The sequence below is a fragment of the Arthrobacter sp. 18067 genome, from assembly GCF_902706295.1.
In the GTDB taxonomy this organism is placed as follows: Bacteria; Actinomycetota; Actinomycetes; order Actinomycetales; family Micrococcaceae; genus Arthrobacter.
Window position 1 is genome coordinate 68869 of record NZ_CACSJJ010000006.1, and the last position, 20005, is coordinate 88873.

Here is a 20005-nt window from a genome sequence, read left to right on the forward strand (position 1 = left end):
GTCGGTGCCCCCGGTTAACTTGGGAATATGCGGTTACTCCATACCTCCGATTGGCACCTTGGCCGGTCATTCCACGGCGTTGGCATGCTTGAAGCCCAACGCAACTTTGTCGACCAGCTTGTGCTCCTGGTCGAAGCAAAGGCCGTTGATGTCGTTTTGATCGCAGGCGACGTCTACGATCGTGCGTTGCCGGGGCTGGACGTCGTCCGGCTCCTCGATGACGCCCTTGTCCGGATTACGCAGGCAGGTGCTTCCGTTGTCTTGACCAGCGGTAACCACGACTCCGCTATCCGCTTGGGCTTTGCTTCCCGCCTGCTGGAGCGTGGGGGAGTGCATCTGCGCACCCGGGTTGAGGAGCTGGATGTACCGGTGGTTCTCCCTGTCGGAGCGGAGGGGAACAACCTGGGCCACGTGGCCATCTACGGCATTCCGTATCTTGAACCCAGGCTCGTGGCCGAGCGGCTGGGCGTGGACAACGCCAGCCACTTCGACGTCACTCAGGAAGCCGTCGAGCGGATCAGACGTGATGTTGAGCACCGCCGCGAAGCCGGGCCTGTGTATCCGGTGGTCCTGGCCCATACTTTTGCCAGTGGGGGCATCACGTCGGACAGCGAGCGGGATCTCAGTATTGGAGGTTTGGGTGCCGTGCCCCTGGACCTCTTCGAAGGGTTCACCTATACGGCGTTGGGCCACCTTCACGGGCGTCAGGAATTGGCGCGGAATGTCCGCTACTCTGGCTCACCCCTGGCCTATTCATTCTCGGAAGCCAAGCACCATAAGGGTGCCTGGCTGGTGGACATTGACGCCAGCGGCGCAGTTGAAGTTGAGGAAGTCCGTTGGGACGCCCCCAGAACCCTGGCCACTCTGCGCGGGCAGCTGGATGACCTCCTGGAATCGCCGGACCATGCTTGGGCGGAAGGTGCTTACTGCCAGGTCACTTTGACGGATGCGCAGCGTCCCGCACAGGCGATGGAGAAGGTGCGCACCCGTTTCCCCGACACTTTGGTTCTCTCGTTCGATCCTCAGGGAGCCGAGGTCCGGACAAAGACCAGTTACAGCAATCGGCTCGCCGAGGCGGAAGACGACCTCGAAATCTGCTGCGGCTTTCTGGAACATGTCCGGGAACGTGCAGCAGGCGACGCCGAGGAAGCTGCGTTGCGTGCGGCACTTGAGGCCGTTCGCTTGGAAGAGGCGGAACTGTGAGAATCCATCGCCTGGAGATTGAAGCTTTCGGGCCTTTCGCCGCACCCCAGCACATCGATTTCGATCGCTTGGGCGCGCAGGGACTTTTCCTCCTCAACGGTGCAACAGGTGCGGGCAAGACCAGCATCCTGGACGCCATCTGCTTCGCTTTGTATGGGGCCGTTCCGGGAGCACGCCAAGAAGGAAAGCGGCTTCGCAGCGACCACGCGGCACCTGCGGCCGAACCACGCGTGGTCTGTGAGTTCTCCGCGCGCGGCCGGCGTTTCGAGGTCACACGGTCGCCGGCCTGGGACCGCCCGAGCGCGCGGGGCCGGAACGGTTTCACCACTCAGCAGGCCAAGACCCTCCTTCGGGAATGGGTGGCCGGGAGCTGGGACGAGAAGTCTTCCCGGAACGAAGAAGTGGGCGCCGAGCTCTCCGAAGTCCTCGGTATGGACAGGGAGCAATTCACCCGGGTGGTGATGCTTCCACAAGGTGACTTCGCGGCCTTCCTTCGGTCCAAAGCCAACGACCGGATGGAACTCCTCCAGAAGCTGTTCGGCACGCAACGTTTTGAAGCCGTTGAAGCCCAGATCGCGCGCCAAGCGGCCGAGGCCACCCGTGCCGTGCAGGAAAATGCGTCGGAACTGAAGATGCTGCTGGACCGTGTGGCCGCAGAACGGGACCAGCTCGGGCTGGCCGTTGCCGGGACGGCCGGGAACACGGCAGGAGATACCGCCGCAGCACCCACCTCGGGCCACGATCCGGAGGTATGGCTGGCAGAGGTGCATGCCGGCGTGAACGCCGAATGGATGCGAAGGAAGGACGAGGCAAGCCAGGCCGAGAGCATCTCGTCGCGCCTTGCCGAACAGCTCCAGCAGGCCCAGGAGAAGTCGTTGCGACACGGCAAGCTTGGGGCCGCGATGCAGCGGCGGGTCCTGCTTGAATTGGCTGCGCCGCGGGCTCTCGAAAACAAGGACATGCTGGGAAGGAACCGCCGCGCTTCTGTACTGAGCGGCCAGCTTGAGGCGTTGGAGTCCTCCGGGCGTAAATACCAGGCGGCCGTAGCCAACGTGGCAGGCATTCGGGAAAAGCTGGACGCAGCAGGCCTGGACGCAGCACAACCCTCGGCATCCCTTGAACGGCTCAAAGCAACGTACGCGGTTCTCGAAGCACGCCTTCCTGACGAACTGCGTTTGGAAGACATCGCTGCCCGCCTTGTGGCCAAGCGTGGCGAACAAGCAGACCATGCAGCAGCTGCCAATACAGCAATGGCTACCCTGGAAAGCTTGCGCGAAGAAGCCGCCGCTGTGGAAAGCCGAATCGAGCCCCTGGAACCGGTTGCTGACGGACTGGCCGACGCGGAACGGGAAGCATCGGCCGCCACCGAGCTGGTGGGCATCGTGGCACGCCACGCCACGGCCACCGGAAAACTGGAAGAGATCACCGCGCAGTACCTCCAAGCGCGTGAAACCTCCCAGGACCACCGACAGCAGTGGCTGGACGTCCGTGAGCTCAGGCTGGCCAACGCTGCGGGGGAGTTGGCTGCGGCTTTGGAGAACGGCAAGCCGTGTGCCGTATGCGGGAGCGAGGATCACCCGAACCCCGCTGCAGCTGTGCGGTCGGCTCTCTCCCTCGCACAGGAGGAAGAGGAAGCCAAGGAGCGCTTCGAGGCAAGTGAGAAAGTCCTCGCACATCTCGCGGAGCGCGTTTCCTCGGCTGCCCAGATCCTTGCCGGGCTGGCCGCCCAGGGCGGCACCTTGGATGCTGAAGAGGCAGATTCACGGCTGGCGTCTGCCCAAGCGGCTGCCTCGGCCGCGAAGAAGGCATCAGCGACCCTGGACCAGCTTCGGGACAAGCACGAGGCCATCACGAAGAGAATGGTTCAGGTCCAGGAGGATCATGCGGATTACGCAGCCGCAGCGGCGCAAGCGTCGTCTGCCGTCCTCCTGCTGCAGGAGCAAAGTGTTGCCCTCGAGGCGGACCTGGCCGGCTTGCGGGAAGAATTTCCGAGCCTGCGTGAACGTTTGGATGCCTTGGCCGCCGAGCGCGCACTCCTGCAGTCCGCAGCTGATGCCGACCGCGGGATGGAACGGGCCCAGCAGGCCCAGTCAGAGGCCGTCGCCTCCCTCGACAAAGCGTTGCCTGACTCCGGGTTCGGCTCGGCCGAGGAAGCGCGCCGGGAGCTCCTTCCGCCGGCCGATGTGGTGGGCCTGGAGAAAGACGTGACTGATTTCGATACTGAAACGGCCCGCTTGGACGAATTGTTTGCCAGCGAGGACCTGGTCCTGGCAGCCAAGGAAGTCCAAATCGGCGAACTTCCGTTGCCGGAGCCTGAACTCGTCGAGGCGAAGGTTCACGCCGCCAGTGCCGGGGACGCGGCGAGGACCGCGGCTGTTGCGGCGGCGCTTGCCGGCAAGTCGGCTGAGGCTGTCGGCCGGTTCCGTGACGACTACAACACCTTTGCCGAGGCCGGCAGGGAGCCGCGCAACCGGGCCCGCATCCTGGCCGAACTGGCTGACACCGTTCGGGGTGCCGGCGATAACAACTACCGGATGAGCCTGAATGCGTACGTGCTGGCTGCCCGTCTGGAACAGGTTGCCCTCGCGGCCTCGGAAAGGCTTGTGGCCATGAGTGACGGCCGCTACACCTTGCAACACACCGACGCCCGGGCGGCACGGAACCAGAAGTCCGGGCTTGGCCTGGAGGTGGTGGACGAGTGGACCGGCCAACGGCGCGACACGTCCACCCTGTCCGGCGGTGAGTCCTTCATGGCCTCGTTGTCCCTGGCCCTCGGTCTCGCGGACGTCGTTCAACAAGAGGCCGGCGGCGTGGACATCGAGACCCTTTTCGTCGACGAAGGCTTCGGCAGCCTCGACGAGCAGGCGTTGGAGCAGGTGATGGACGCACTGGAAGGACTGCGCGACGGCGGCAGGGTGGTTGGCCTTGTCAGCCACGTGGGGGAGATGAAGCAACGCATTACCAGCCAGCTTCAGGTGGTCAAGGGACGCAACGGATCCAGCGTGCGAATTGCTGAAGCAGTTCCCGCCTGAGACATATCCGATAGACTTAACCCGTTACACCGGGTCACGCGCATCGGGAGGAGGGACGATGCGCATACTTTAGCGAACCCGGATTAATGGAAAACTCTTCTGTGGCCTCCCAGGCCTTGTCATCGGCGCCCGCACGCCGCCCCTCACGTCTGCCAGGCCGTTTCGCACGGCTTCCCGAACTGGCGGGGCCCGGGTTCCTTCCGTTGGGCCTTTTTGCCAGGCTTCCCCTTGCCATGCTGACCGTCGGTACCTTGACGCTCGTGACGGCAGTCAGCCAGTCGTACGCAATCGGCGGTATGGCCGCCGGCGCCGTTGGTATCGGTTCGGCCCTGGGCGCCCCCGTACTTGGCTCGTTGGCTGATCGTGCCGGGCAGCGCATCGTTCTCCTGGTTGCGGCAGTCATCAACACTCTTGCCGTGGCGGGACTCCTTGCCGCGGCCTACTTCACCCCGGGCTACGGGTCAGTGAATGACGCTGTTGCCGTCCTCATCACGGCCTTCCTCGCCGGGGCCAGCTGTCCCCAGGTTGGTCCGATGGCCAGGGTTCGCTGGATGGCCTTGACTACCCGCAATCTTTCCCCTGGCGCAGCCAGCGGCAACAGAAGCGTTGCTGCCAACCGCGCCGACCTCGATACCGCGTTGTCCTATGAGGGCACTGCGGACGAGATCACTTTCGTCCTTGGGCCGGCATTGGTCGGTGTCCTCGCCAGCATGGTGGCGCCGTGGTTGCCGCTGGCATTGGCTGCCGTTATGACGATCACGCTGGTGCCCGCGTTCGCAGTTCACCCCAGTCAGCAGGCCGTGGTGCCGGCACCCCGGAACGTGACTGCCGGCGTCGTACCTGCCAGCGGGCCAGGCCCTCACGCGGGTCCGCGACGCACCAAGCGTTGGGCGGGCGCAGTGGTGGCCGTCCCCGTCATGGCAATGGTCTGCATGGGTACCTTTTTTGGAGCAACACAAAACGCGTTGAGTGCCTTTTCCGCGGAGTACGCCACGGCCGAGATCGCCGGGCTCCTCTACGCGGTGATGGGCCTTAGCTCAGCCGTAGCCGCATTGTCCGTGGCGTTCTGGCCACAGCGGTTCAGCCTCGCTTCGCGTTGGGTGGCGGCGGCCTTGGCGATGTCCGGGTTGTCGCTCTTGCTGCTTTTACCGGCCGGTATCTGGCCGATGATCTTTGTCCTGCTGGTGCTCGGTATACCCGTGGGACCGGTCATGGTCACCGTCTTCAGCATCGGCGGCGTGGTGGCCCCGGCAGGCCGCATGGCAACGGTGATGACGGCCCTTGCCAGCGGCATCGTCGCGGGCACGGCGTTGGGCGCCTACCTGGCGGGGCAGCTTGCCGAAACACAGGGCGCCGGCGCTGCGTTCGTAGTTTCCATGGCGGCCGCTGCCGGTCTGTTGCTGCTGGGCGTCGTCACGTCGTTGGTCATGAAGCGCCAGCCTCAGGGTTAGTCCAATCCAGCGGCCAGCGAGCGGGCCATGAGTTCCACCAGCCGCGATGAACGTTCTTCGTCGGGGTCTGCCAGATGCTGCATGCTGATGCCGTCGATGCCCGAGATGAACAGCCGCGTGATGTCTTCCAGGTTCTCGGGAACGGGTTCGTTTGCTGCATCAGCCGCTTCCCGGAACAGCTTCAAGGTAGAGCTCACCCAGCCGTCGTACATGGATCGGTTCATGAGCTGGGCTTGTGGCTGGTCGTCAGCCTCTACCCGGAAGCGGCGCAGCAGCAGTTCAAACGTGGTGACCTGTTCGTGGGGGTTCTCCAGCATGCGCATCCAGATGCGGCGGGCGTGGGCGCCGATCATCTGGCGCAACCCCATGCCCGGATCGGCAACCGGTTCGAGCGCCTTCGCGTAGTCCCGGCTAAGGAAGTTGTACACCTCTTCAAGGAGTTCGTCCTTGCTCCGGAAACAGTAGTGCAACGCGGCCAGCGGGGCGTCCGCCTCACTGGCGATCCGTCGCGTTGTTGCCGAGGCGAGGCCGTCCTGGGCAATCACCCTCGCCGCAGCTTCCACGAACTGGAGCCGCCGTTCTTCAGCGGGAACCCTGGCCATCCGTACACCCTTCTGTTTGGTATTCCCGTGATCGGGTCACCGACCGGCGGTCCCATTGATCGTAGGCGGTATCCGTTCACGACTTGTCTTGGCCGTGCCGTGCGGGCCCGGAAAAGACCTTTGAAGAAATTTTACGCCCAAACCTAGTCAAGTGACCCAGTCAAGCGACATACTTTTTTCAGGAACGTTGCCTGCATCACATTCGGATGCAGTGACCTGAGGAGAACCGATGCAAGAATCCGCCGATCTGGTGATCGTTAATGCCTCGGTCCACACCATGGACCCGGCACAGCCACGCCGTATGACCGACGCTGTCGCAGTAAAGGGCGGCCGCATCGCAGCCCTTGGCCAGGACGATGTCCGCCGGGCGATTGGCCCAAATACCAGCGTCGTCGATGCCGCTGGCGGCGCCGTCATCCCCGGAATCAACGACGCCCACCTGCATTTCGTCTCGGCAGCCATGTCCGCTTTCGGGTACGTCCGCTTGGACCCGGGCCTCGCGCCGGACTGGGCCGCCGTCGTCGACGTCATCAACGCAGCCCCTGCGGGCGAGGATGGCTGGATCCGGGCCCACGGCTGGGACGAAGCCGTCATGGGTCCGGCGTGGGGCAACCTGCTCGAATGCCGCCCGGGCATACCGGTAGTGGCCTTCGACTCGACCGGCCACCAGTTACTGGCCAATCGGGAAGCACTGAAGCGGGCAGGCATCAACGCCGAAACAGCAGACCTCGACGGCGGTGTCGTTGCCAGGGCGGAGGACGGCAACCCAACCGGCCTCTTCCAGGACGGCGCCATGGAACTCGTCTCGCGGGCAATGTCACCTGTGCCCGTATCCACGCTGCGTCCGGCCCTGCTGAAATTTCAGGAGCACCTTCATGCCCTGGGGATCACATCGCTCACCGATCCGGGATTGGGTCCTGCGAGCGCCGGACTCATGGATGGTGCAGGTTCGACGGCGGCACTTGGGCTTCTGGGGGACCTCGCCGAGGCGGGGGAACTGACGTTGCGCGTCACCGTCCTGATGCTGTTCGCCGGAACTGGAGGAGCGAATGCCAGGGCAGTTGACGAGGGACTGCGCACCGGGCTGGCCGAAACCTATGCCAACCGCGGCATCGATCCGCAGCAGTTGCGGATCGCCGGCGTGAAGATCTTTGCCGATGGCATCCCCCGCAGCGGTACCGCCTGGATGAGCGAACCCTACGGCAAGGCGTGCACCCATGGCAGCCTTGTGATCCAGGGCTCCGATGATGCCGAAAGGGTTGCCGAGCTCAACGCGATCCTTGAGCTCATCACCGACGCGGGGTTACAGGCCGGAATCCATGCCACGGGTGACGCAGCTACAGCCGCAGCGGTGGAGGCCATCCTCGCAACGGCGGACAGCCGCGGTTCCATGGGTGCGGGGAACCGCCACTACATCATCCATGGAGCCTTCACCGATACCAGCATTTTGGCCACCATGGCCGCCAACGGCATTGGGTACAGCACCAATCCACTCATCCGCGCCGAAGCAGGGGACATGATGCGCCAGGTACTTGGCGAAGGGCGGTTCTCTGTCCACCAACCCCTTCGTTCGGCCGCCGACGCCGGTGTGCGTTTCAACCTGGCCTCAGATGCACCCGTCACCAGTACGGACTGGCGTCGCACGGTGGTGGCAGCAGTTCGGCGAGGTACGCGTTCAACTCCGGGCAACCCCGGCGATCCCGAACGGATTACCGGTCTTCAAGCCCTCGCTGCGATGACCATCGACGCTGCATGGCAGGACCACGCCGAGCATCTCAAAGGTGCACTCACACCAGGCATGGCCGCTGACCTTTGTGTGCTTTCGGACCCGTGGCCCGAAGACGAAGAGATCGAAAAGCTTCTCGACCTGGACATCACGCTCACGCTGAGCGGCGGCCGGGTAGTCCACCGAACAACCAGCTAGACCCTTCCCACCCGTTCCAACCATTCGCACATCAAGGAGCACCACATGCGACGCAGTATTCCTTTGGCACTGGCCGCAGTCCTGTCCATGACTCTTGCAGCCTGCGGAGGCGGTTCAAGTCCGGCAAGCACTCCCGCCGCTGACGGGATGACCACCCTCAAGGTAGGCACCATCGGCATCGGGTCCGACGCCGGCATCCGGCTTGCCGTCGACAAGGGTTATTTCAAGGAACAGGGTCTCAACGTCGAGATATCTGTCATCGCCAACCCTCCGGCCGGCATCGCAGCGGCCCAGAGCGGCCAGATCGATGTCACCTACACGCCTTCCATCCCGCTCTTGAATGCCCTGAGCCAGAACGTTCCCCTCAAGATCGTGGCAGCTGCCGACGGCTATAAAGACGGAGCCGGCGAAGAGTCCGATCTCAACCGCGTGGATGACACAGGCCTGCTGGTCCAGAAGGCATCCGCCATCTCCCGGCCGAGGGACCTTGAGGGCAAGAACGTCAGTGTCCCGGCCCGCAAGGCCCAGTTGGAAGTGACAGTCAGCAAACTCGTCAAGGACGACGGCGGTGATCCCACCAAAGTGAAGTGGATGGTCCTGGATCCTTCGTCGGCACTCCAATCACTCAATTCAGGACGCGTAGACGCGGCCTCACTCGTCGCACCGTTCACGTCCAAAGCGGTGGCGGAGGGAAACCGGCTCCTGGCTTCACCCGGCGTCGAGTTCTTTGAACAAGGTGCCATCGGGCTCTGGGTTTCCGGCGCCAACACTGTGAAGTCAAAGGAGAAGGCCTTGGAGGGTTTCAAAGCCGCTATCTACAAGGCAAACGCCTATGCCAACCGCAACACTGATGAAGCGCAGCAGCTCAGCGCCCAGATCACCAAGACTTCGCTCGACGTGGTTAAATCCGGCGCCGTGAACTATTGGCCGGAGGGAGTCCGTGTGGAGGACATCGAGCGAGCCAACAACAACCTTGCCGACCTTGGTTTCCTGAGCGCACCAGTGAAGCTCCCCGGCGATCTCGTTTTCGGAAACTAGGTGCGAACCGGGTATGGGAGAGTCATCATGAAACCGTCCATCCGTCCGTTGGCGTTCAGCGTGCTGGGGATCGTGACAGCCCTGGTCATTTGGCAGGTCCTTGCCGAAGCCAGGGTGGCGGGAAATGCCTTGCCGTCGGCCACCACCGTCTTCGCCAACCTGGCATCGACCCTGGGACTGGGGTCGTTTTGGTCTTCGCTGGCTTCCACGATCGGGATCGCACTGCTCGCCTTGGCGCTTTCGGCCGTGGCGGGGATAGTGATTGGCCTGCTGGTGGGCAGTTTCGAATCCGTTCGTTATGCCACCTTGGCGGTGCTGGAATTCCTGAAGCCTGTACCGCCCATCGTCATTCTTCCCCTGGCCGTCCTGGTGCTGGGTCCAACAGTGGAGATGTCGCTCTTTCTGGTGGTGTTCGGTTGCTTGCTGCCAATCGTCATGCAGACCGTCGACGGGGTTCAGAGTACTGATCCCGTGGCGCGGGACACGGCGCGCTCGTACGGAATGGGTGAAGGCGAAATCCTGGCCCGTGTAGTGCTTCCCAGCGCCATGCCCTACATCGGCACTGCCCTGCGGGTGGCAGCGCCGGCAGCCTTGGTGGTCACGGTCGTAGCGGGGCTCCTCGGGGGTGGTCCGGGCCTGGGCCAGAGCATCTACCAGGCCCAAGCAGCCGGTGACTACGCCGGTCTCTATGGATTAGTGATTGTCCTGGGCCTGCTGGGCCTGTTGTTCCAAGGTGCCACCCGGGTCGCCGAGCGCCGGGTTCTGCACTGGCATGAGTCCTACCGGGAAGTGGTGCCCTGATGATGAACGTCAAAATGCGAAACTGGCTGATTGGTGCCGGCACACCTGTGCTGCTCCTGACGGCATGGTGGCTCTCGTCTGAGAACTCCACGGATCCGTTCTTCCCCCCGTTGCGGACCATCCTGGTCCGCTTCCAGGAGCTGTGGCTCTTTGAACACTTCCAGTCCGACGTCTTGGTGAGCCTGGGCAACCTGTTCCTGGGCTTCGCGATCGCCGCCGCGGCGGGTGTGGGGATCGGATGTGCGACTGCCCTGGTTCCCACGGTCCGTTGGATGGTGGACCCATTGATCCATTTCCTCCGTGGAATTCCTCCAGTTGCCTTGGTACCGATCTTCATCTCGCTTATTGGGTTCGGTACGGAGATGCGCGTGGCCAGCATCGCGCTGGCGGCCTTGTTTCCCACAATGATCGCCACGGTGGACGGTATCCGGAGCGTCAGCAACGACCTCATGGACGTCGCCAGGGTTTACCGGCTGAGCCGAAGGGAGCGGTTGCTCAATGTTCTCCTGCCCGCGGCCACTCCCCAGATCTTTTCCGGACTGCAGGTTAGCCTCCAGGTGGCCTTCATCGTGATGATCGCCAGCGAGATGCTGGGCAGTTCACAGGGCATCGGTGCGATGACGCTGCTCGCACAGCAAAGCTTCATGACAGCCGATATGTGGGCAGGGATCCTGCTATTGGGCGTCATCGGGTTCCTGGTCAACGTCCTGTTCGGCCTGCTCAAACACAGGGTCCTGTCCTGGTACATCGGCTCTCGGCGCATGGCGCGTGCAGCATGAGCATCCGGCAACTCGCCACTCTGTCCCCTCGACCAAGAAAGTCCTCCATGGCACAGCAACCGGAAACCCGCATCAGTACCACCACGCCACGGCTGGACGTGGCACATCTTGCCAAAAGCTATGGCAGCGGAGAGAAAGCCCACAAAGTCATCGAAGACCTCACCTTTACGGTGGATGCGGGCGAGATTGTCTGCATCGTTGGCCCTTCAGGCGTTGGCAAGACGACCCTCCTGAAGTGCTTGGCCGGCCTCCATCCGGCAAGCAGCGGGAGGGCCTCCATTGACGGGCGGGCCATCAGCGGTCCACCTGCTGAGATGGCATTGGTGTTCCAGGACTACAACCGCTCGCTCATGCCGTGGCTGACTGTCCGGAAGAACCTCATCCTGCCCCTGCGCCATCTCCGGCTCCCAGCATCGGAATTGAAGGAACGCTGCGACAGTGCCCTGGCCGCCGTCGGGCTTTCCCACGCCGGCAACCAGTATCCGTGGCAGTTGTCAGGGGGCATGCAGCAGCGGGTGGCGATCGCTCGCGCGCTGGCCTACCGACCCGAGATCCTCATCATGGACGAGCCCTTCGCTTCCGTGGACGCACAGACGCGCTTCGATCTCGAAGACCTGTGCCTCAAGATCAGGCGCGACTTCAACATGACCATCCTGGTGGTTACCCACGACATCGACGAGGCCGTGTACCTGGCAGACCGCGTTGTGGTGTTGGGTTCCAGGCCGGCACGGGTCCTGAAGGTTGTTGACGTGGACCTCCCGGTTCCGCGTGAGCAGATCACTACGCGGTCGCTGCCGGAGTTCGCCCGCCAACGCACCGAGGTGCTGTCCCTCATTAAGAGGCCGGCGTGACGGGCGGGTTGGGTTCAGGCGCCAAACGCCGGCCGAACGTCCTGTTTTTCATAGCTGACCAACTCCGGGCAGATCATCTGGGTTTCGCTGGCAACAACACCGTAAAAACGCCGAACCTCGATGCGCTCGCTGCCAGGAGCGTTGTCTTCGACAATGCGACTGTTGCCAACCCGACCTGCATGCCCAACCGCGCCAGCCTGATGACTGGCCGGTGGCCTTCAACTCATGGAACCCGTTGCAACGGCATCACCCTCGACCCCCATGCCCGGACAGTTCCCGGCTCCCTGGCGGCCGGCGGCTATCGGACGGTGGGCGTCGGAAAACTGCACCACCAAAACATGGGCTGGGAGTTCGAACCGCATCAGGCCGACGAGATCCGGGCAACGGATCCCCTGCTTCTGGCTCCGGAAGCAGGTGATGCCCGGCACCAGGGATATGCGCCCGGCTGGGACCAGTGGGAGAATCGTGACGCACACGATGAGCGCTTCATTGGACTTCCTGCCGACTACTACGGCTATCAGCATGTGGATCTGGTGATCGGGCATGGGGACCGTCCCGGAGGCCACTACGTGCATTGGGCACGGGAACGGGGCGTAGATCCCGGGACGCTGGGCGGGGCGGAAAACTCCTCCAAGCCATATGTCGGATGGGAACAGGTATATGAGACCGCGATTCCGGCCGAAGCACATCCCACCAGCTACGTCAGCGAGAAGGCCATAGAGCACTTGAAGGACGCGGCGGGCCGGGACCAACCATTTTTCATGTTCGTATCCTTCCCGGACCCCCACCATCCGTTCTCCCCTCCCGCGGGCTACTCGGAGCTCTACGATCCCGGTGCGTTGCCGCTGCCTCCCGGGTTCGAACAAGACCATTCAGCATCACCCCCGCACGTCCGGGCCATGATCGAACATCGCGGTGAGCCGAACCCCGATCCGACCATGACCTGGGCGGCCACTGAGGAACAGTACAGGTACGCGGCAGCAGCCCAATACGGTTTGATCACCATGATGGATGAACACATCGGCCGAATACTGGGCGAGTTGGACAGGCAGGGCCTGGCTGAGGACACCATCGTGGTCTTTACCAGTGACCATGGAGACCTGTTTGGCGACCACGGCCTGATGCTTAAGCACTTTGTCCATTACCGGGCCGTGACGAATGTTCCCTTGATACTGCATGTTCCCGGTGCTTCACCGTTCCGTACCGATGCGCTGGTGTCCAGTGCAGACCTGGCACCCACCTTGCTCGAACTCACTGGATCCGAAGGCTACCGGGGTATCCAGGGTCGCTCGCTGGTGCCGGTGCTCCAGGGGATTGCAAGGCATCACCGGGACGCTGTACTGGTGGAAGAAGAACAGCCGTTCGGCCTCGATGGGCTCCCTGGTCCAGTCAGGATGAGGACCCTCATCACTGCCGAGGGCCGGCTGACACGGTATTTCGGGACGGAAACCTATGAACTGTACGATCACAGCAGCGACCCCGGAGAGCTCCATAACCGTGCGGGTGATCCTGCTTTTACAGAATTGGAGGATCGCCTCACGCGGGCAATGCTGGAGGAGATGGCCGCGCTATCGGACCAAGGAACAGCGCCAACGGCGGCCGCCTAGGACACGACGCCGGCTTCCTGCCGTTCCGTAACTGGAACCGCTAAACCTCATTGCGGTAGCCCGTGGGGGAGTTCCCGAACGCTGCCCTGAAGATTCTGCTGAAGTGCGCGGCATCGGTGAACCCCCACCGTGCCGCGATGGCCGTCACTGGTCGGTCAGCCAGGACGGGATCCCGGAGGTCGCGGCGGCAACGTTCAAGTCGCCGCTGCCGGATGGAGGAGGCCACAGTTGTTCCGATTTCCTGGAAGAGATCGTGGAGGTGCCGCGTGGAGATGTAGTGGGCCGAAGCGATGGTTCCCGGGGAGAGCCCGGGGTCGCCAAGGTTTGCCTCGATGTAGTCGTGGATCCGCCCCAGCAACAGCAGGTGCGGGTCGCGTCCCGTCTCGATGAGCTGGTCCAGTTCGCCGTTGAAGAGCGTGGTGACAAGGTCCAAGGCGTTGTGGACCAGCCTGAGCCCGTTGGTCCCGGAGAGCGCTTCCAGGTTGTCGGCCAGCTTCACCAGGAAGGGGCTGATGAGCTCGCCCAAGCCTTCGTCTCCCGGAATCCGCAGTGCTGTCACGTGCCCCATGGCCTCGGTCGGCAAGTCGAGCAGAACGTGGGGGAACATCAGCACCAAGGTGCGGAAGTTGTCGTCGAATGTGAGCTGGTACGGACGGGACGTGTCGTAGATGGAGAGGTCGCCGGGCCGAAGTACCGCTTCGCGCTCGTCCTGAACCAGGCGGCCCGATCCAGCGAGCTGGATGCTGAGCTTGAAAAAGCGTCCTGTGGACTTTGCAATGAGTTCCGGTGTGCGAAGAACGGTGTGGGGACCGGCGGTGATCTCCACAACCGAAATTTGTCCCAGCACGCGTGCCCGCATGGTTCCGTGGAATGTTGAATCGCGGGGCCCCGTTGCCAGCAGCGGCACGAAGGAGGTGGAGATGGCCCGGCTCCATTCCTGGAAGGACTCCGCCACGATTGTTTGCACGGTTGTGGGGCCCGTATCAGCGGCGACAGTCATCAAACTCCCTTTCAATGGCCCGCGCCGCCTCATATCCTTCGACATATTTGTCGACCAGTGGGCCGTCGGGGAGGACGTGAGCTTGCCCACGATTCTACACCGGGCCTCCGCGCCACAACGTGCGTGCGTCCACCGACAAACACCCTGCCGTGTGAGACAAGTCACTCAGCGCTTCCGCGGTGGAAGATTGCGGAATGACCGACACCGTGCCGCGCACATCTCCCGCGGCACCGAGGCAGGAGCACACTATGAGCGTGGACAACCCCGTTAAGGGCAGGACCGCCGGGCCCGCAAAGACCAAGAGGCTTCTTGGGGTACCGGCTGTGACTTTCATGATTATCGCGGCCTCGGCGCCGCTGACCGTCCTGGCGGGCGGAGTGACTACGACGTTCGCTGTCACCGGAGTGATGGGTGTGCCCCTGTCCTTCCTGATACTGGGCGGCATCCTGGCGCTGTTCGCTGTGGGGTATGCCGCCATGAGCCGCTACGTCACCAACGCAGGAGCCTTCTACGCGTACATAGCGCAAGGCATTTCCAGGCCCGCTGGAGTGGGCGCTTCCCTTGTTGCCCTGATGGCCTACAACCTCATGCAAGTTGGCATCTACGGCTTGTTCGGTTTCACGGTCTCCTCGCTCCTGTCGGCGCGGCTCGGCGTCACCGTTCCGTGGTGGATCCCTGTTCTGGCATGCATCGCCATCGTCGGGTGGTTGGGCGTGAACCGGGTGGACCTGTCCGCCAAAGTACTGGGCGTCCTGGTCGCCCTCGAGTTCCTGGTTGTCATCGTTTACGACGTCATCAGCCTGGCTGTCGCTCCCGAGGGTGTCAGCGCCGTGGCATTCAGCCCGGAGAGCTTGTTCGTACCGGGAATCGGAGCCGTGCTCTCCTTTGGCATCGCCGCGTTCATGGGCTTTGAGTCGGCCGCCATCTACGGCGAGGAATCAAAGGATCCCAAGCGAACGGTCGCCAGGGCAACGTTCGCTGCCGTGGGGATCATCGCGGTGTTCTATGCCGTTTCCGCCTGGGCCATGACCGTGGGCGCAGGACCGTCGGCGGTCATTGATTCAGCGGCCGCCAACGGCCCGGACATGATGTTCGCATTCCTTGGCGCCAACGGCGGAGTACTGCTCAGTGACATCGCGCAGGTCCTTTTCGTCACCAGCCTCTTTGCTGCACTCGTCAGCTTCCACAACGCAGTGGCACGGTACTTCTTCTCCCTGGGCCGCGAGCGGGTCCTGCCGCCGGTGCTTGCCAAAGTCCGGCAGGGGAGCGGCGCGCCCTTCGCCGGTTCCCTGGCGCAGACGGCGATTGCCGTCGTCGTGACCGTTGCCTTCGCCATTGCCGGGACCGGTTCCGAGCTCGGCGAGCTGTACCCCGTGCTGACGATGTTCACCTGGCTGACCAACAGTGGCGCCATGGGACTGGTCTTGCTGATGACGGTTGTATCGGTGGCTGTCATCGGCTTCTTCCGCCGAAACCAGCACGGGGCCAGCCTGTGGGTCAGGGTCATTGCGCCCGTCCTTGGATTCGTGCTCCTCGCCATTGTCTTTGTGCTCATCCTGGCCAACTTCAACGTCCTGCTCGGACAAACCGAATCCACCGCCGCATCGTTCGTTCTCCCTGCACTGGTACTGCTGCCCGGAGTGGTGGGGGTCGTCTGGGGTTTACGGCTTCGGCGCTCGCAGCCGGCCCTTTACGCCCGGATCGGCCACGGCTCGGAAGACTGAAGCCCCCAAGGACAAGGCTGCCCCGGCGGACTCGATAGAGAGTCCGCCGGGGCAGCTTTTTGTGCTCCAGGGCTAGAGGGCCGGGTCCAGATCCGGCCGGTGGTGGGTCATGCTGACCAACCGTCCGTGGGCGCCGAACGTGAAATGTACCGGTTGTGTGCCTGAGTCATCCCAGCCAAACAGGCTTCCGTGGGAGCGGATGGCGTTGACATCCCGGTGGTCGGCAATGGTGACAGAACCGCAAGGAATAACCTTTTCGCGCCACGTGAAAACGAAGATTCCCGGACGGACCTGGAAAACGGTGTTTGAGTCGGTATCTGCCAGTCCACGCTCCGGCCCCGCGAGGCACTGCCACGTGTACCAGGTGGGGCTGAGGTAGATGTGCTCGTAGGCGTGCGACTCGCTGTACACCCACTCAACGCGACGTCCAATGAGTCCGGTGCTCTCGGCCATGGGTACTCCTGCGGCGAAACCGTCAAGGGTGCCGGGCCGGAAATCGTGATGGACTGCCACCCTGGACGGGGTTGGCCTTCCCAGCGCGGCGCCAATGTACAGCGCCGTTCCATTCGTGAGGTCCAGGACCAGGGAAATGGCGAGGTCCGGCTCAACCACGCTGTGCCATTGGGCGTAGTAGAGCTGCTCGGCCACGAGGAAAGCCTCGTAGGGAGCTGTTCCCGCATGCCCGGCCGCATCCCACTGAACCTGTTCGTCGTCGAAGCGGAAAGTCATGGGATCGCCCTCGAAGAGGACGGAAAATTGTTGCCCCGACAAATCCTGCACCAGTGGGGCCTTGTTGGCATCGAAGCCGGGCGCAAGTCCTTCCAGGGGCAGCCAGTTGGAGGTGTCAAGAAGATTCAGGCTCATGGGTTCCTTCTCGTACTCGAAGAGGGACGGGACGGGATGTCCGGTCCTTCCTTGAGTATTCAGTTCCCGTTGCTGCCGGTCTTGTGCTGTGAGGCACGTTGTTTGACCTGTAAGGAAAGGTTCAGGCGAGCTGGCCTTCGATGCGGGCGGCGCTGGCAGCCAGTGCCTTGCCGACGGCGTCGGCGTCCTGGTCCAAGCGGATATAGACGACGGCGATCGCTGCCGGCCGTCCGCCCGGAACCTTGATGGGGGCGGCAATGGAGGACAGCCCGGCAATGACCTCATCATGGCTGGTGGCGTAGCCGAGGCGCCGGGCCTCGTGGGCTTCGGGGCGGTAAGGGTTGCCGGCGCCCACCTGCTGCCAGCGCTCCTCTGTCATGGTTGATTGGATGGCTATTCCGGGAGCGCCGGTGCTGACTGGGTGACGGCTCCCAGGATGTTGGGCCAGGGCGGCGCCGGAGTGCCGTGGCTCAACAGTGACCAGGGTGACGCATTCCTGGTGGTCCCACACGGCGACGAAGGCCGTCATATGGAGGGTGTTGGCAAGCTGCGTCAGTTCGGGAAGGGCCGCGGTTTGAAGGTTCCGTGAGACGCCGCTTGCCAGGACCGCCAGGCCGGGGCCGGGCTGCACGCGTCCGGAGTCGTCACGCACCAGCAGGGAATGGTCCTCAAGAGTCCGCAGGATTCGATAGGCGACGGACCGGTGCACGCCCAGCGCCTCCGTGAGCTCTGCGATGGTGAGGGGCCGATCGGCTGCGGCGAGGATCTCCAGAGCGCGGATTCCCCGTGAGAGCGTTTGCGACGGCGGTACCTGGGTTGTTGGTTCCGGTGGACCCTTGACGTCGCTGCGGGGATTCATGCGAACCATCCTATGTTGACGGAGCCTTCCGGGGGTCTGTGCTTTGGGTCACAGGGTGTAGTATTCTTTCCTAACTGACCGTTCTGTCGGTTATTGCAAGTCAAGCGCCGACCAGTCACTCTCACCCCATGGAGTTCCAATGACCGCAACTTCCACTGTCGACTCTCCGTCAGGACCCAGCAGCAAGCGTGAAGAGCGCCGGGTTCTGGCCGGGACACTGGTGGGCACCACCATTGAGTGGTACGACTTCTTCATCTTCGCCCAGCTCACCGCCACGCTCTTGGCGCCGCTGTTCCTCTCTCCCTTGGAGAAGTCCAACCCGGGAGTTGCACAGCTCCTGTCGTTCGCCACGATCGGTATCAGCTTCCTGTTCCGTCCCCTCGGGGCCTTTGTTGCCGGGCACCTCGGCGACAGGATGGGCCGCAAGGCCGTCCTGGTCATGACGCTCGTCATGATGGGCGCAGCTACGGCGCTCATTGGTTTACTGCCCACCTACGCGACCATCGGTGTATGGGCTCCGGTCCTGCTGATCACCCTGCGCGTGGTCCAGGGCTTCTCTGCGGGCGGTGAGTGGGGCGGTGCCGCACTCATGGCTGTGGAGCACGCGCCCCTGAAGAAGCGCGGCCTCTTTGGCGCCTACCCGCAGATCGGTGTACCGATCGGCATGATCCTGGCTACTGGCCTGCTGTTCCTCCTCCAGTCGGGCATGTCCAAGGAAGACTTTGCGGCATGGGGTTGGCGGGTGCCGTTCCTGCTGTCCGTGGTCCTGATCGTGGTGGGCTACCTCATCCGGCGTGCCGTTGGCGAAAGCCCGGTGTTCAAGGAAATTGCCCTGCGCAAGGCCGAAAGCAAGGCGCCCCTTGGAGAGCTCTTCCGCAAGAATAAGAAGGAAGTTGTCCTCGCTGCGCTGATCTTCATTGCCAACAACGCGGCCGGTTACCTTCTGATTGCCTTCTTCATCTCCTACGCCACCAGGACATTGAAGATGCCCACCCCGCAGGTCTTGTTGGCCACTACCGTCGCCTCATTTGGCTGGCTCATTTTCACCATGGTTGGCGGCTGGCTCTCCGACAAGATCGGGCGCGTCAAGACGTTCCTGATCGGGTACGGCTTGGTCTTTGCCTGGATGATCCCCATGTTCGTGCTGATCGATTCCAAGGACATCGTGCTCTATGGAACCGCCCTGTTCGTCCTGACGATCGGCCTGGGCCTGTCCTACGGCCCCATGTCCGCGATGTATGCGGAGATGTTCCCCGCCCAGGTCCGGTACTCCGGAATCTCCATTGGGTACGCTTTGGGGGCAATCCTGGGCGGCGCCTTCGCGCCGCTCATTGCCCAGGCGCTCCTGGACACCACCAAGTGGTCCGGCTCGGTTGGCATCTACATCATGGTTCTCTGCGTGATCTCCGCAATTGGCGTGATCCTCGCCAAGGAAACCCGCGGCCGGCCGCTGGGCTTCAGCGTTCATCACTAATTCAGAGCATAGGAAAAGCGGGTGCGGTCCACAGCGGACCGCACCCGCTTTTGCGTTGGAGAACGACGGCGGTTACTTGCGCCCGCCGGCTGAGGCGCCTTCCAATTGGCTCACCACATCGGCGTCGGACAACTGCCCGAAGTGTTCGTAGAAGGCGCCCACGGCATGGAACTTACCGGGTGTGTGCAGGGCCATGACGACGTCGCTCACCCGTGCCAGCGACGTCGAGGCTTCCAATGATGCGACCGGTACTGCGGCTATTACGGTGCGTGCGCCGGCGGAGCGGACCGCTTCCACGGCGGCCCGCATGGTGGCGCCAGTGGCAAGTCCGTCATCCGCCAGCACCACCGTTTTCCCACGGAGGTCATAGCCGGTGCCCGGGTACTGCTGCGCCCGCCGGAGAAGCTCGGAACGTTCGTGTGCTTCCACGGCATCGAGAGCGGATTGGGAGATACCGTGGGCGAGGATGAGGTCCCTCAGCGGTTTGTTGACGATCCGGAGTACATCCCCATGCGACCAAGCCAAGGCTCCGAAGGCGGTTTCGTCGCGACCCGGAATGCCGAGCTTACGTACCAGGACCGCGCCGAATGGCAGGTACAGTTCGGCCGCTGCCGCGGCGGCCACGGGGACTCCTCCGCGTGCCAGGCCCAGCACGATGGTGTCCGGCTGTTCCCTGAGTTGGGGGAGGGCTTCAGCCAGGCGTCGACCGGCTTCCGCACGGTCCTTGAAACGCATGCCCATCTGCTCCACTTCCACGTAATTCGTTGCAGTTCCAAGCCTACCGTCCAGACCTTGC

The 20005-nt window shown here is 63.2% G+C and carries 16 protein-coding genes; 11 read left to right on the forward strand and 5 right to left on the reverse strand.

Features of this window, described 5'->3' with window-relative positions; translation table 11 throughout:
- Positions 1-27 precede the first annotated feature (27 nt).
- The 3 genes from GVL04_RS07665 (at position 28) to GVL04_RS07675 (ending at position 5686) form a co-directional block, all read left to right on the forward strand.
- The gene (locus GVL04_RS07665; RefSeq protein WP_159702069.1) at positions 28-1203 is read left to right on the forward strand and encodes an exonuclease SbcCD subunit D; all 1176 of its coding nucleotides are present in this window, start codon (positions 28-30) and stop codon (positions 1201-1203) included.
- Positions 1200-4235: an AAA family ATPase gene (locus GVL04_RS07670; RefSeq protein ID WP_159702072.1), complete on the forward strand. Its 3036-nt coding sequence runs from the start codon at positions 1200-1202 to the stop codon at positions 4233-4235. The genes GVL04_RS07665 and GVL04_RS07670 overlap by 4 nt, the downstream gene beginning before the upstream one ends.
- 86 nt (positions 4236-4321) lie before the next feature.
- Complete coding sequence (locus tag GVL04_RS07675; protein WP_159702075.1) at positions 4322-5686, forward strand: MFS transporter; 1365 nt, start codon at positions 4322-4324, stop codon at positions 5684-5686.
- Here the strand turns inward: GVL04_RS07675 and GVL04_RS07680 are convergent.
- Positions 5683-6288 (reverse strand): TetR/AcrR family transcriptional regulator, encoded by a 606-nt coding sequence (locus tag GVL04_RS07680; protein ID WP_159702078.1) that lies wholly within the window; start codon positions 6286-6288, stop codon positions 5683-5685. The two genes, GVL04_RS07675 and GVL04_RS07680, sit on opposite strands and share 4 nt — an antisense overlap.
- Before the next feature lie 229 nt (positions 6289-6517).
- Here GVL04_RS07680 and GVL04_RS07685 point away from each other — a divergent pair, with 229 nt between their 5' ends.
- Genes GVL04_RS07685 through GVL04_RS07710 form a run of 6 tightly spaced genes read left to right on the forward strand, consistent with a single transcriptional unit; the run spans position 6518 to position 13288 of the window.
- A complete protein-coding gene (locus GVL04_RS07685; RefSeq protein WP_159702081.1) occupies positions 6518-8212 on the forward strand; it encodes an amidohydrolase in 1695 nt (564 codons plus the stop codon).
- Between the two features lie 45 nt (positions 8213-8257).
- The gene (locus GVL04_RS07690) at positions 8258-9250 is read left to right on the forward strand and encodes an ABC transporter substrate-binding protein (protein WP_159702084.1); all 993 of its coding nucleotides are present in this window, start codon (positions 8258-8260) and stop codon (positions 9248-9250) included.
- 27 nt (positions 9251-9277) lie between these two features.
- Positions 9278-10051, forward strand: a complete 774-nt coding sequence (locus GVL04_RS07695; protein ID WP_159702087.1) for an ABC transporter permease — start codon at positions 9278-9280, stop codon at positions 10049-10051.
- A complete protein-coding gene (locus tag GVL04_RS07700; protein ID WP_159702090.1) occupies positions 10051-10830 on the forward strand; it encodes an ABC transporter permease in 780 nt (259 codons plus the stop codon). Before GVL04_RS07695 ends, GVL04_RS07700 begins: the two co-directional genes overlap by 1 nt.
- A gap of 47 nt (positions 10831-10877) precedes the next feature.
- Positions 10878-11681 (forward strand): ABC transporter ATP-binding protein, encoded by an 804-nt coding sequence (locus GVL04_RS07705; RefSeq protein ID WP_200846783.1) that lies wholly within the window; start codon positions 10878-10880, stop codon positions 11679-11681.
- A complete protein-coding gene (locus GVL04_RS07710; RefSeq protein ID WP_159702096.1) occupies positions 11678-13288 on the forward strand; it encodes a sulfatase in 1611 nt (536 codons plus the stop codon). Before GVL04_RS07705 ends, GVL04_RS07710 begins: the two co-directional genes overlap by 4 nt.
- A gap of 40 nt (positions 13289-13328) precedes the next feature.
- Here the strand turns inward: GVL04_RS07710 and GVL04_RS07715 are convergent, their stop codons facing one another.
- Positions 13329-14288 (reverse strand): helix-turn-helix domain-containing protein, encoded by a 960-nt coding sequence (locus GVL04_RS07715; protein WP_159702099.1) that lies wholly within the window; start codon positions 14286-14288, stop codon positions 13329-13331.
- A gap of 248 nt (positions 14289-14536) precedes the next feature.
- Between GVL04_RS07715 and GVL04_RS07720 the strand changes: the two genes are divergently transcribed.
- Positions 14537-16012, forward strand: a complete 1476-nt coding sequence (locus tag GVL04_RS07720; protein WP_159702102.1) for an APC family permease — start codon at positions 14537-14539, stop codon at positions 16010-16012.
- Positions 16013-16084: 72 nt separating this feature from the next.
- Here GVL04_RS07720 and GVL04_RS07725 read toward each other — a convergent pair whose 3' ends face one another.
- Together GVL04_RS07725 and GVL04_RS07730 are read right to left on the reverse strand one after the other, a co-directional pair.
- Complete coding sequence (locus GVL04_RS07725; protein ID WP_200846784.1) at positions 16085-16876, reverse strand: MoaF C-terminal domain-containing protein; 792 nt, start codon at positions 16874-16876, stop codon at positions 16085-16087.
- Between the two features lie 121 nt (positions 16877-16997).
- The gene (locus tag GVL04_RS07730) at positions 16998-17735 is read right to left on the reverse strand and encodes an IclR family transcriptional regulator (protein ID WP_200846785.1); all 738 of its coding nucleotides are present in this window, start codon (positions 17733-17735) and stop codon (positions 16998-17000) included.
- Between the two features lie 139 nt (positions 17736-17874).
- Here GVL04_RS07730 and GVL04_RS07735 point away from each other — a divergent pair, with 139 nt between their 5' ends.
- A complete protein-coding gene (locus GVL04_RS07735) occupies positions 17875-19209 on the forward strand; it encodes an MFS transporter (RefSeq protein ID WP_159702107.1) in 1335 nt (444 codons plus the stop codon).
- 72 nt (positions 19210-19281) lie between these two features.
- Here GVL04_RS07735 and GVL04_RS07740 read toward each other — a convergent pair whose 3' ends face one another.
- On the reverse strand, positions 19282-19950 hold the full coding sequence (locus tag GVL04_RS07740) for a phosphoribosyltransferase (protein ID WP_200846790.1): 669 nt from the start codon (positions 19948-19950) through the stop codon (positions 19282-19284).
- Positions 19951-20005: the final 55 nt, after the last annotated feature.

What these genes read in the sequence shown, in the direction of transcription:
- GVL04_RS07665 (WP_159702069.1), top strand. Translation starts at nt 28, where the DNA reads ATGCGGTTACTCCATACCTCCGATTGGCACCTTGGCCGGTCATTCCAC.
- GVL04_RS07675 (WP_159702075.1), top strand. Translation starts at nt 4,322, where the DNA reads ATGGAAAACTCTTCTGTGGCCTCCCAGGCCTTGTCATCGGCGCCCGCA.
- GVL04_RS07680 (WP_159702078.1), bottom strand. Translation starts at nt 6,288, where the DNA reads ATGGCCAGGGTTCCCGCTGAAGAACGGCGGCTCCAGTTCGTGGAAGCT.
- GVL04_RS07685 (WP_159702081.1), top strand. Translation starts at nt 6,518, where the DNA reads ATGCAAGAATCCGCCGATCTGGTGATCGTTAATGCCTCGGTCCACACC.
- GVL04_RS07690 (WP_159702084.1), top strand. Translation starts at nt 8,258, where the DNA reads ATGCGACGCAGTATTCCTTTGGCACTGGCCGCAGTCCTGTCCATGACT.
- GVL04_RS07695 (WP_159702087.1), top strand. Translation starts at nt 9,278, where the DNA reads ATGAAACCGTCCATCCGTCCGTTGGCGTTCAGCGTGCTGGGGATCGTG.
- GVL04_RS07700 (WP_159702090.1), top strand. Translation starts at nt 10,051, where the DNA reads ATGATGAACGTCAAAATGCGAAACTGGCTGATTGGTGCCGGCACACCT.
- GVL04_RS07705 (WP_200846783.1), top strand. Translation starts at nt 10,878, where the DNA reads ATGGCACAGCAACCGGAAACCCGCATCAGTACCACCACGCCACGGCTG.
- GVL04_RS07715 (WP_159702099.1), bottom strand. Translation starts at nt 14,288, where the DNA reads ATGACTGTCGCCGCTGATACGGGCCCCACAACCGTGCAAACAATCGTG.
- GVL04_RS07720 (WP_159702102.1), top strand. Translation starts at nt 14,537, where the DNA reads ATGAGCGTGGACAACCCCGTTAAGGGCAGGACCGCCGGGCCCGCAAAG.
- GVL04_RS07725 (WP_200846784.1), bottom strand. Translation starts at nt 16,876, where the DNA reads ATGAGCCTGAATCTTCTTGACACCTCCAACTGGCTGCCCCTGGAAGGA.
- GVL04_RS07730 (WP_200846785.1), bottom strand. Translation starts at nt 17,735, where the DNA reads ATGAATCCCCGCAGCGACGTCAAGGGTCCACCGGAACCAACAACCCAG.
- GVL04_RS07735 (WP_159702107.1), top strand. Translation starts at nt 17,875, where the DNA reads ATGACCGCAACTTCCACTGTCGACTCTCCGTCAGGACCCAGCAGCAAG.
- GVL04_RS07740 (WP_200846790.1), bottom strand. Translation starts at nt 19,950, where the DNA reads ATGGGCATGCGTTTCAAGGACCGTGCGGAAGCCGGTCGACGCCTGGCT.